Source organism: uncultured Lamprocystis sp., assembly GCF_903933125.1.
Taxonomy (GTDB): Bacteria; Pseudomonadota; Gammaproteobacteria; order Chromatiales; family Chromatiaceae; genus Thiodictyon.
Genome location: NZ_CAIZIZ010000378.1, coordinates 1 through 12,057 on the forward strand (window position 1 = coordinate 1; position 12,057 = coordinate 12,057).

The window sequence follows — 12,057 nt, forward strand, 5'->3', positions numbered from 1 at the left end:
CTATTACTGCTCTGCCGAATCTTCACATCAGAGGCTTACGCTACTTTCAGACGTTGCCATTGAGCCATTTTCTGTTTGTGTAACAGCCCTATCCTGCTGTTTTTAAAAAACTATGCGACCTACTGAGATCCCAGAGAGCCAACAAGGGTTCAACCTTGTTCCAGAAATCATCCGAAATTTCACGCATTATCATTGCTTCCTCCGTGGTTTGACGGACAGTCCTCAAGAACTTTCAACTACTTACATTATAGGACAAAGGCATCTGCTGTGCCGGATGTCCTCTAAGCCCGCTGGGCTCAACCGCCGGATGCGGAAAACCGCATGTCCGGTGGTGTGGGAGGGGTGACGGGCGCAATCCCGTCACCCCGACCCGATCGGTGGACTGTCAATTTGCACTCCAGCAGCAGCCAGCGCCTGATAGCGGCGCTTACGCCAATCTCTGGCGCGGCTGTTTTGTTACAGTTGCGCGGTCGCTGGCCCAAGTTCGGCCCCATCGACCTCACCAACGGAGCCTTCCATGGATCTCATTCGCCCCTTTGAGGGAAAGGTCCCAGTCATCGACCCCACCGCCTGGGTGGATGTCACCGCCGTCGTCATCGGCGATGTCACCCTGGGCGCCGGTGCGTCCATCTGGCCGCTGTGCGTCGTGCGCGGTGATATCCACCGGATCAGCATCGGGGCCGCCACCAACATCCAGGACGGCAGTATTCTGCATGTCTCCCACGACAGCCGGTTCATGCCCGGCGGCGCCCCGCTGATCGTCCATGAGCAGGTCACGGTTGGACATCAGGTCGTGCTGCACGGTTGCGAGATCGGTGACCACTGTCTGATCGGCATCGGCTCACGGGTGCTGGACCGGGCGGTCATCGAACCTCGGACAATGCTCGGTGCCGGGTCACTGGTCACGCCGGGCCAGGTGCTGACCGGCGGTTATCTGTGGGTCGGGGCTCCCGCCAAACGGGTGCGCGTCCTGACGGATCGCGAACTGGAGTATTTAGAGTATTCAGCCGCGAATTATGTCCGGCTGGCGCAGCGGCATCGGGCGGAGCCGACAATCGTCAGGGAAACAGGGGAATCACCGCTGTGATCTGATCCAGGGCCGCACTGGACTCATCGCCGATCTCGCCCACCGGCGGCGTGCCCGGCCCGACGGGTTCGGCCAGGACCCAGTCGCGTCCACGGTGACGGATCAGTCGATCGCCGGGGGCCGGGTCGAGCCCCAGGGCGAGGAAGGCGTGTTTCGGCACCAGCACCAGTGCACTGGGGATTTTGGGGTAGAGCAGGTGGGTCAGGGCGGCGAAGGCGACCGACTTGGTATCACAGTCGCCCCGATTGTCGGCCAGCATCACGACCGGCGGCAGGAAGCCGGCGTCGTTCGCGCGATCCAGCAGCCGGTCATAGGGAATGGTCTGGATGAAGGTGAGGGCGGTGTTCAGCGCGGCGCGGGTGGACAGGCGCTGCACCTGGGCGCCCATGGCCTGCGCCACGGGGGCGAGCGCGTGCAGCGCGTGTTCGCCGATGCGCGCATAGTCTGGAAAGAGTGCGCCGGACGCATCGAGCCGATAGAGCCGTTCGCGGAAATAGGCGAGCTTGAAGGTTTCCATGCGCTCCTGAACCGCGGCAAATTCGCTGCGCAGATCCTGGCCGAGCCGCTCCGAGCGGCGCTCGATCTGCGTCTGAACCTGATCGGCGTAATCGGCCACCGCCTGGTTGGCCGCGCGCTGGGCGTCCGCAAGGCGCTGCTGGATCGCCGCCAGGTCTTTTTTTGACCGTGCACTGAGGTCCAGCGCACCGGCTTCGCCGCGGCTGATGCGCGCCTGGGGGTAGTCGGTCTGGATCGTCGCGATGGCCTGGTCCAGGTGTGTTCTGAACAGATCTTGCTGGCGGTCGGCGAAGTCCGGTGGCGGTTTGGTCCGCCACTGAATTGACCCGTTTGGCCGCAGCTCGAGTTCAACCCCCGGATGCGCCCGCTCCAGGTCGGCGACCGCACGGCTCGCCTGGCGGTCGCGTTCGGCGTCGGCGGCCGCCTCCAGATCCGCCCGGCGATAGGCGCGAAAGCCGCGACGGGCGGCGGTGATGGCGTCGGCGTCCAGCCGAAAGCGCAGCGTGTGGCTGCCTGACTGGTCGATCCAGCCGTAGTCGAACCGCCATTGAGGGCCTTCCTGATGCGCACCGAAGTGCGTTTGGCCGGGTGTTGCGGACCAGACCGTGCCGACGAGCAGGAGGCAGGCGAGTGCCGCATAACAGGGTAGGATGCGTCTGCACATAAAGCTGGAAAAAGCCGTTCTCTGACTAGAAGAGTCCTGAGGATGCTGGAATTGCGGGCCGCGGTGTCGCGGGTTGGTTGCTGAGCGGCGGTTGCCCCGGATCCCGTGGGAGCGGCGTCCCGCCGCGATGCGGTGTCGGGGTGCGCAGGGGAAATCGCGGCCGGAGGTCGTTCCCACGGGATCGTGGGGTCGTCGGCGATCGCCAAGGGCTCACCGCAGCCGATCATCAATGCCTTGAATCTGGACCATCCGCCCCCCTTTCGTTACCCTAAGACTTATGTCCAAGAAACTCTACATTCAAACCTTCGGCTGCCAGATGAACGAGTACGACTCCGCGCGCATGGCGGACGTACTGCGCGAGTCCCATGGAATGGTACTCACCCCGCGGCCCGAGGATGCCGACGTGTTGCTGCTCAACACCTGCTCCATCCGCGAGAAGGCCCAGGAAAAGGTCTTCTCTCAACTCGGCCGGTGGCGTCCGTGGAAGATCCAGCGTCCGGATCTGGTGATCGGTGTCGGCGGCTGCGTGGCGAGTCAGGAGGGCGAGGCGATTCGCGAGCGGGCGCCCTATGTGGATTTGGTGTTCGGCCCCCAGACGCTGCACCGCCTGCCGCAGATGTTGCGTGACCTGGAGGCCGGCCGACAGCCGCAGGTGGATGTCTCCTTCCCCGAGATCGAGAAGTTCGACTGTCTGCCGGCCCCGCGCGCGGACGGTCCAAGCGCCTTCGTCTCGGTGATGGAGGGCTGTTCCAAATACTGTACCTACTGTGTGGTTCCCTACACCCGCGGCGAAGAAGTCAGCCGACCATTCGACGACGTGATCGCGGAGGTTGCCGGCCTGGCCGAGCAGGGCGTGCGCGAAGTCAACCTGCTGGGCCAGAATGTTAACGCCTATCGCGGGCGCATGGATGATGGGGCCGTCGCGGATTTGGCGCTGCTGATCCGCTATGTGGCGGCGGTCGACGGGATCGACCGGATCCGTTTCACCACCAGTCATCCGGTGGAGTTCTCCGACAGCCTGATTGCGGTCTACGCCGAGGTTCCGGAACTGGTGAGCTTCGTGCATCTGCCGGTTCAGTCGGGTTCCGACCGCATCCTGGCGGCGATGAAACGCGGTCACACCGTGCTGGAGTACCGTTCCAAGATCAAAGCGCTGCAACGCGTCCGCCCGGATATCCTGATTTCGTCAGACTTCATCATCGGCTTCCCCGGTGAAACCGAGGCCGACTTCGCCGCCACCCTGGACCTGATCGATGCCGTCGGTTTCGACCAGAGCTACAGTTTCGTCTACAGTCGTCGGCCCGGCACGCCGGCGGCCGACTACCCGGACGACTGCCCGCCGGATGTCAAGAAAGAACGCCTGGCGCGCCTGCAGCAGCGCATCGAGACCAATGCCCAGCGCTACAGCCGGCAGTTGGTCGGCACGGTGCAGCGTATCCTGGTCGAGCGGCCGTCGCGCAAGGACGGGGCTGAATTGGCGGGTCGTACCGAGAATAATCGGGTGGTCAACTTCGCCGGGGACCCCTCCCTGATCGGTCAGTTCGTCGATCTGACCATTACGGCGGCGCTGCCGAACTCACTGCGCGGGGTGATCAAAGCGCCGGGTTCCACCGCGTCTCCACGCGCTATTTATTAGGATGAATGTCATGCTGCATGTTCTTGCCGGGTGCTGAACCGCTTGTCTACCCAACCCCAATCACTCGACCTGGAACTGAGCCCCGCGGACAACGCGCGGCTCGCCAATCTCTGCGGCCCCTTCGAGCAACACTTGCGGCAGATCGAGCGCCGGCTCGGCATCGAGATCAGCAACCGCGGGGTTTCCTTTCGCCTGATCGGCGACGGGGCGGCGGTGCGGCTGGGCGATCAACTGCTGCGTGACCTCTATGCCGATACGGCGGCCGAGGTCCTGAGTCCCGAGTCCATTCATCTGTCACTGCGAGAACTCGGTGCGGACGATCTGATCGTCGCCGTGGCCGATCGTTTGCCCGAGCTGCTCATCAAGACCAAACGCGGTCTGGTCAAGGCGCGCGGGCCGAATCAGCAGGAATACCTGCACGCCATCCAACGCCACGATATCAACTTCGGGGTCGGCCCCGCGGGCACCGGCAAGACCTACCTGGCGGTTGCCTGCGCGGTGGAGGCGCTGGAGACCGATCGCGTCAGGCGCCTGCTGCTGGTGCGCCCGGCGGTGGAGGCCGGAGAGCGGTTAGGGTTTCTCCCCGGTGACCTGGCGCAGAAGATCGACCCCTATCTGCGTCCGCTCTATGACGCGCTGTTTGAGATGCTGGGCTTCGAGAAGGTCAACAAGCTGCTGGAGCGCAACGTGATCGAGGTCGCGCCGTTGGCCTACATGCGCGGGCGTACCTTAAACGATGCTTTCATCATTCTGGACGAGGCGCAGAACACCACGCCCGAACAGATGAAGATGTTCCTGACCCGTATCGGTTTCGGCTCGACCGCGGTGATCACGGGCGACGTGACTCAGGTCGATTTGCCGCGCGGCCAGCCTTCCGGGCTGCGTCAGGCGGTGGAGGTGCTAAAGGACGTGGACGGCATCAGCTTCACTTTTTTCAACGCCCGCGACGTGGTGCGTCATGCGCTGGTACAGCGCATCGTCCATGCGTATGAGGCCTTCGACCGGCCGGAACCGCTGAGTCGCCCGCGCAAATCCGGGACGCAAACCCCGCAGCCTGCGGCAGGCGCGCAAGCCCCGGCGGTTGCGGAGCAATCGGTCAGTGGTGAGGCGTCGGCGCAATCATGAATGCAGCGGACGATCAGACATTGACAGTCGACCTCGATTTGGATCTTCAGGTGGCCGTGGAGTCCGCCGAGCTGCCGGGCGAGCCGGACTTTGCCCGGTGGACGGCGGCGGCCCTGGAGGGGCGCCGGGAGTGCGCGGCACTAACGATCCGCATCGTCGCCGCGCAGGAGGCGCAGGCGCTCAACCTGCGCTTTCGGGGCCGCGACCAGCCGACCAATGTGCTCTCCTTCCCCTTCGCTGCGCCACCGGGCCTGTGCGGCGTGGACGAAATGGACGATCTGTTGGGCGATCTGGTGATCTGCGCCGACGTGGTGCAGCGCGAGGCCCTGGAGCAGGGGAAAGCGGCGTCCGCGCACTGGGCCCATCTGGTCGTCCACGGTGTGCTGCATTTACTTGATTACGATCATGTTACGGAGTCCGATGCGGTCGTGATGGAAGGACTGGAAACCGCCATCCTGGTCAAGCTAGGATTTCCGCCACCCTACGAGGAGACCCCTGACAGCCCATGACGAGCGATCGATCTACCGAGGACACACACCCCCGCAACTGGTTCGACCGACTGACCGCCTTATTCGGGAGTGAGCCGCAAAACCGCGAGCAGTTGATCGAACTGCTCAAAGACGCCAAGCAGCGCGCCTTGCTCGACACGGAAGCCCTGAGCATGATCGAGGGCGTTCTCCAGGTCTCGGAGCTGCGAGTGCGTGACATCATGATCCCACGGGCGGAGATGGTGTTCGTCCGCCGCGACGATAGTCTGGATCGCATTCTGGAGATCGCGGTCAAGTCCGCGCATTCTCGCTTCCCGGTCACCGGGGATGACAAGGGCGAGGTCGTGGGCGTCATGCTCGCTAAGGATCTGCTCACCTTCTGCGTCGAAAGCGACCGTCGCCCATTCAACATTCGTGACCTGCTGCGCCCCACCGTCTTCGTTCCCGAGAGCAAGCGGCTGAACGTCCTGCTCAAGGAGTTCCGGGCCAGCCGCAACCATATGGCCATCGTGGTCGATGAATATGGCAGTGCGGCCGGTCTGGTCACCATTGAGGACGTGCTGGAGCAGATCGTCGGCGAGATCGAGGACGAGCACGACTACGACGAGGGCGCCGAGATCTTCCGGCGCGGTCAGAATGAATACAGCGCCAAAGCGCGCACCCCCATCGAAGACTTCAACGGCTACTTCGGCAGCACGCTGCCGGACAACGAGTTCGACACCATCGGCGGCCTGGTGCTCAACGCCCTGGGCCATCTGCCCAAGCGGGGTGAGTCGGTCGAAGTGGGTCCGTTCCGCTTCAGGGTCATGCGCGCCGACAGTCGCCGGGTGCATTTGCTCAGCGTCGAGCGGTTGGATTTCCAGCCGGAGGAGGGGGCTGAGAACGGGCATTGAGTGCCCGGTTTGGCGGTGGGTAAGGCACTCCGAGGACCCTGGCCCAACCGAAGTCGTCGCCGTGGGAGGAGACCGCCAAAGCGAACGGGCATGGTAAGGCGTACCAACCACCCAGGACGCTGACTATTCCCGTGGGAGCGGCCTCCGGCCGCGATGCGAGGCTGAGGTCACGCGCGATGCTGCGGCAGTTTGCGGGCTGCCATCGCGGCCGGAGGCCGCTCCCACAAGATCCCGGCTGACTGCACGAGACGTGCTGATGCGCCCGTCAGCAACGGACGCATCGGCCAGGCTCAGACGTCAGAACTCGCCAAAGCTGTCGAAGTCGCCGCCGTCGTCCGCCATGAAATCGTCCTGCTCGGCTGCCGGCTCCTCTGCCGGGGGCTCTTCAGCCGGCTTTTCTGCCGCCTCGGCTGGTCCGCCGAACATGCTGCCCACCGCGTTGGCGAGCAACATACCGCCGGCCACACCGACCGCGGTCGTCATCGCGGCCGCCATAAAGCCCCCGCCGGCAGCGGGCTGGGCCGGTCCGCTGCCCCAGCCGCGGCCGGGCGCGGCCTGGTTGCCGAACTGGTTGCCGTACTGGCTGCCCGGAGGCATGACCGGGGTGCGGTCCGGCCTGATGGTGGTGGCAGACTGTCCCGACCCGCCGCCAAAGAGTCCGCCCAGGAAGCCGCCGCCACCGCCGGCGGGGCGCTCGGCCAGTTCCTGCTCCAGCTTCTGCACCCGCTCGCTGAGTGCCGCGACGGCCTGCTCCTGGACCAAAATGACCTGTGACATGTAATAGGGCGCGGCCGGCTGGCTGCTCAGGGCGTCGTTGATCAGTTTTTCGGCGCCGGGATCACGCGGGCCGGCTTGCTGCTCCGCCTGCTTGAGCTTGGTAAAAAGCCCGCTGATCAGATCTTGTTCGTTCTGTTGCATGAGTTCACCTGTGGTTGGTTGGAAGGTCCGCGATTGGATGCAATGTGGGTGCGGAAGTTCCCGCAGACCAGGGCGGTTATGTGGGCGCGTCTGGTTCGGGATCGGGCCTCGATTGTCGCGCCGGCCGTAGCAGCGGCTTCCAGCCGCTTCCAAGCGCCAGGAGGGCGCTGCTACGGCGCCTCGCGGATTCCGGCCACGCAAGCACAGGAACCACATGGACATCGCGGCCTCCTGCCGGTCGCTGACCCGTGCAAATCGCTTGGCAGGGCCTACATAAGGCATAAAATAGCCAATTGACCCAAAAAATTTGCCGCCGGATCCCATTGGCGGCGACGGTAGGGTAAGCGCCTCCCGTTACACCAGAGTGACCACCAGTCCGTTAGGAGCCATCGAGATGTTAGAAGCCTATCGCCAGCACGCGGCCGAACGCGCCGCGCTCGGCATTCCGCCGCTGCCCCTGTCCGCGCAGCAGACCGCCGAGCTGATCGAACTGATCAAGCAGCCGCCGGCCGGTGAGGACGCGTTCCTGCTGGATCTACTGACCCACCGGGTGCCCCCGGGGGTGGATAATGCGGCCCAGGTCAAGGCCAGCTTCCTGGCCGCGGTGGCGCACGGTGACCTCACCGTCGGACTGATCGGCAAGGCCAAGGCCACCGAACTGCTCGGCACCATGGTGGGCGGCTACAACGTGCTCCCGCTGATCGAGTTGCTGGACGACCCCGAGGTGGCCGCCGTGGCCGCCGCCGGCCTGAAAAAGACCCTGCTGATGTTCGACTTCTTCAACGACGTCGCCGAGAAGGCCAAGGCCGGCAACGCGCAGGCCAAGGCAGTCATGCAGAGTTGGGCCGACGCCGAGTGGTTCACCAGTCGCCCCGAGGTGCCCAAATCCATCACCGTCACCGTCTTCAAGGTGCCTGGCGAGACCAATACCGACGACCTGTCCCCCGCGCCCGACGCCTGGAGCCGTCCGGACATTCCGCTGCATTATCTCGCGATGCTGAAGAACACCCGTCCGGACGCGGCCTTCAAGCCCGAAGAAGACGGCAAGCGCGGACCCATGCAGTTCATCGAGGATCTGAAAAAGAAGGGCCATCTGGTCGCCTATGTCGGCGACGTGGTGGGCACCGGCTCCAGCCGCAAGAGCGCGACCAACAGCGTGGTCTGGGCCACCGGCCAGGATATCCCATTCGTCCCGAACAAGCGCTTCGGCGGCGTGACCCTGGGCGGCAAGATCGCGCCCATCTTCTTCAATACCCAGGAAGACTCGGGCTCGCTGCCGATCGAACTCGACGTGTCTAAGCTGGAAATGGGCGATGTCGTCGACATCCTGCCCTATGACGGCAAGATCGTTCCGCACGGCGGCCAAGCCGTGCTGGCCGAGTTCGCGCTCAAGAGCGAGGTGATCTTCGACGAGGTACGGGCCGGCGGCCGTATCAATCTGATCATCGGCCGCAGCCTGACCGCCAGGGCGCGCGACTTCCTGGGTCTGCCCGCGTCCACCAGCTTCCGCCTGCCCGCGGTCCCGGCGGACACCGGCAAGGGCTTCACCCTGGCACAGAAGATGGTCGGCCGCGCCTGCGGCCTGCCCGAGGGCACCGGCATGCGCCCCGGCACCTATTGTGAGCCGCGGATGACCACCGTCGGCAGCCAGGACACCACCGGCCCCATGACGCGCGACGAGTTGAAGGACCTGGCCTGCCTGGGCTTCAGCGCCGATCTGGTGATGCAGTCCTTCTGCCACACCGCCGCCTATCCGAAACCGGTCGATGTGAAGACCCATCGCGACCTGCCGGCCTTCATGAGCGACCGCGGCGGCGTGGCGCTGCGCCCCGGCGACGGCGTCATTCACAGTTGGCTGAACCGTCTGCTGCTGCCCGACACCGTGGGCACCGGCGGCGACAGCCACACCCGCTTCCCGATCGGCATCAGCTTCCCGGCCGGTTCCGGTCTGGTCGCCTTCGGTGCCGCCACCGGCGTCATGCCGCTCGACATGCCCGAGTCCGTCCTGGTCCGCTTCAAGGGCAAGATGCAGCCGGGTGTCACCCTGCGCGACCTGGTGCATGCCATCCCGATGTATGCCATCAAGGCCGGTCTGCTGACGGTGGCCAAGGCCGGCAAGGTCAATGCGTTTTCCGGGCGCATCCTGGAGATCGAGGGCCTGCCCGATCTGAAGGTGGAACAGGCGTTTGAACTGTCCGACGCCAGCGCCGAGCGCTCGGCCGCCGGGTGTACCATCAAGCTCAACCCCGAGCCGATCAAGGAATACCTCACCAGCAATATCGTGCTGATGAAGAACATGATCGCCGACGGCTATGAGGACGAGCGCACGCTGGACCGCCGCATCAAAGCGGTGGAAGCCTGGCTGGCCAACCCGCAATTGCTGGAAGCCGACAAGGACGCCGAATACGCCGCGGTCATCGAGATCGATCTCAATGAGTTGAAGGAACCGATCCTCTGCTGCCCGAACGACCCCGACGATGCCAGGCCGCTGTCCGCGGTGGCCGGCACCAAAATCGACGAGGTCTTCATCGGCTCCTGCATGACCAACATCGGTCACTTCCGCGCCGCGGCCAAACTGCTCGGCGGTCAGCGTGACATCCCCACCAAGCTGTGGGTGGCACCGCCGACCAAGATGGACCAGAACGAGCTGGTCAAAGAAGGCCACTACTTCACCTTCGGCGTCGCCGGCGCCCGTACCGAAATGCCCGGCTGCAGCCTGTGCATGGGCAATCAGGCCCAGGTGCGGGAAGGTGCCACCGTGGTTTCCACCAGCACCCGCAACTTCCCCAATCGTCTGGGCAAGAACAGCAACGTCTACCTGGCCTCAGCCGAACTGGCGGCCATTGCCAGCAAACTGGGCCGGATTCCCACGGTCGCCGAATACCAGGCCGAGATGGGCATCATCGATGCGGACAAGGCAAGCGTTTATCGGTATCTGAACTTCGACCAGATCGAGGAATACGCGGAGACGGCCAAGGGCGTCGCGGCCTGATCGGCATTGCCGATTGGTCTTCAAGAAAAGGCCCGCCGGGACTTTCCCGGCGGGCCGTTCTTATTGCGCGGAGTTCTTATTCGGCGGCCTCGCTCCTCGTTCCGGCCAGTCCCCAGGCGTCGCGCCCTGGCGATTGAGGCTTTCGGCGACTTGCTTGATAAAGATCCCGACTGCGCATGCCCGCAAAATCCGAGTAGGGGAGGTGTAGGGGCGACTTTAGTCGCCCCTTCAAATCGCCAGATCATTTCCCAAAAACTCAGTTGACCTTGATAGCCGCACAGCGACCCTGTGGGAGCGGCGTCCCGCCGCGACGGGGCCGGACGCGCAGCCGCGGCGTTAAAGGTTTCCGCCACACCGCATCGCGTCCATAACCCGTAGCGTCCGCTACGCGGACTGACAACCGCTAAGCTGCCGCGTGTCGCACTCCGCCCCCAGCAACGCATCCACCGGGCTCTGCACCGCCGAGCCGCCGCGCTGCAACACGTGGGTGTAAATCTGCGTCGTGGTGACATCCTGATGGCCCATCAGCTCCTGCACCGTGCGGATGTCATACCCCGACTCCAGCAAATGAGTCGCGAAACAATGGCGCAGCGTGTGCGGCGTCGCCCGCTTGGCGATCCCCGTGCGCAACACGGCGCACCGCATCGCTTTCTGCAAGCCGGTGTGATCGATAGGGTGCCGTTTGATCCGGCCGGTGATCGGATCGACCGACCGGTCGACTGACGGGAAGACATACCACCACTTGAGTTCAAACGGCGCCCGCGGATACTTCCTCACCAACGACTCCGGCATCGACACCTCGCCAAATCCCGCCGCCAGATCGCTCGCCAACAACCGCTCGGAAGCCTGGATCTGCTCCCGCAAACCAGGCATCAATGCCGTCGGCAAGGGTACAAACCGGTCCTTACCCGCGGGTGGCGCTTATTGTGAAACCAGATAAAGCGCTTGACCCAACCGATGTAGGCCTCCTCGGTGCGCGGGCTGTAGTGCAGTTTGCGCAGTTTGTCGCGCACCTGGTCCAGCAGGCGACGGGGCGGCGGCTCGGCAGCAGGCGGAGAGAGGGTCATGGCGGGTCTGTCCAAGCGATTTTCCATAACTGTAAAAATAGACAGTCAACGCGGAAAAGGCAAGCCCGTTCCGCCCGACGGGAACGCGCCTGACAGCTGCCATTGTCGTCCCAGCCGTAGAAGCAGCTTTCGGCCGCTGCGAAGCGCCGCGTTTGGTCATGCTGGCCGGTTGGAGTCCAAGGCTCTGGGCGCTGGGCGGAACGATGATCCTAGAAAGAGCAGTTGCACCACAAAGACACAAAGGACACAAAGAATTTCTATGTGTTGCGTTGAAATGGTGGATCACCAGCCAGGTGAGGCGAATCATGACAATAACCCATTGTCTTTCTTTGTGATCTTTGTACCTTTGTGGTACGAACTGCCGAATTTGTGATGATCAATGCGCGGCTGAACGACGCCGACCGAGCGCGGCCCCCTCCTCCTAAAAACCCTGACAAACCTTCGGGAAGGATGTTACAGAATACTGTTTTCTATATCTTTTTGTTAACTTTACTGCACCAGCCCCGGTCGGTCTATGCGGACCGGTTCGGGCGTTATGAGGCAAGATCGCCTCATAACGCGTAAACCGTGCGAGTCCGAGCGCGGCACCCCTGCCGGTGCCTCTAAACACCCTGAGCATTTGCCGAGAAAGGCACTTCACAAGATTGCTTTTTCTCCTATTCTCTTGTCAG

The 12,057-nt window shown here is 63.8% G+C and carries 8 protein-coding genes and 1 pseudogene; 6 read left to right on the forward strand and 3 right to left on the reverse strand.

The features are described from left to right. Window positions 1-517: 517 nt before the first annotated feature. Window positions 518-1,087 (forward strand): gamma carbonic anhydrase family protein, encoded by a 570-nt coding sequence (locus QZY03_RS19795; RefSeq protein ID WP_295583883.1) that lies wholly within the window; start codon window positions 518-520, stop codon window positions 1,085-1,087. On the opposite strand, the gene QZY03_RS19800 is transcribed toward QZY03_RS19795, so the two are convergent. Then, the gene (locus tag QZY03_RS19800; RefSeq protein WP_295583884.1) at window positions 1,059-2,267 is read right to left on the reverse strand and encodes a hypothetical protein; all 1,209 of its coding nucleotides are present in this window, start codon (window positions 2,265-2,267) and stop codon (window positions 1,059-1,061) included. The genes QZY03_RS19795 and QZY03_RS19800 overlap by 29 nt on opposite strands. Before the next feature lie 277 nt (window positions 2,268-2,544). Between QZY03_RS19800 and miaB the strand changes: the two genes are divergently transcribed. The 4 genes from miaB to QZY03_RS19820 are packed head-to-tail and all read left to right on the forward strand — an operon-like array spanning window position 2,545 to window position 6,409. Next, the gene (miaB, locus tag QZY03_RS19805; protein ID WP_295583885.1) at window positions 2,545-3,903 is read left to right on the forward strand and encodes a tRNA (N6-isopentenyl adenosine(37)-C2)-methylthiotransferase MiaB; all 1,359 of its coding nucleotides are present in this window, start codon (window positions 2,545-2,547) and stop codon (window positions 3,901-3,903) included. 42 nt (window positions 3,904-3,945) lie between these two features. Beyond that, a complete protein-coding gene (locus tag QZY03_RS19810; RefSeq protein WP_295583886.1) occupies window positions 3,946-5,028 on the forward strand; it encodes a PhoH family protein in 1,083 nt (360 codons plus the stop codon). Next, entirely contained in the window at window positions 5,025-5,537 is a 513-nt protein-coding gene (gene ybeY / locus QZY03_RS19815; protein WP_295583887.1) for an rRNA maturation RNase YbeY, read from the forward strand. The genes QZY03_RS19810 and ybeY overlap by 4 nt, the downstream gene beginning before the upstream one ends. Next, a complete protein-coding gene (locus QZY03_RS19820) occupies window positions 5,534-6,409 on the forward strand; it encodes an HlyC/CorC family transporter (protein WP_295583888.1) in 876 nt (291 codons plus the stop codon). Before ybeY ends, QZY03_RS19820 begins: the two co-directional genes overlap by 4 nt. 297 nt (window positions 6,410-6,706) lie before the next feature. Here the strand turns inward: QZY03_RS19820 and QZY03_RS19825 are convergent, their stop codons facing one another. After that, a complete protein-coding gene (locus QZY03_RS19825) occupies window positions 6,707-7,327 on the reverse strand; it encodes a DUF2076 domain-containing protein (protein WP_295583889.1) in 621 nt (206 codons plus the stop codon). Between the two features lie 394 nt (window positions 7,328-7,721). Here QZY03_RS19825 and acnB point away from each other — a divergent pair, with 394 nt between their 5' ends. Beyond that, window positions 7,722-10,319, forward strand: a complete 2,598-nt coding sequence (gene acnB / locus QZY03_RS19830) for a bifunctional aconitate hydratase 2/2-methylisocitrate dehydratase (RefSeq protein WP_295583890.1) — start codon at window positions 7,722-7,724, stop codon at window positions 10,317-10,319. Window positions 10,320-10,703: 384 nt separating this feature from the next. Here acnB and QZY03_RS19835 read toward each other — a convergent pair. Continuing rightward, window positions 10,704-11,386: pseudogene (locus QZY03_RS19835) on the reverse strand (tyrosine-type recombinase/integrase). Window positions 11,387-12,057: the final 671 nt, after the last annotated feature.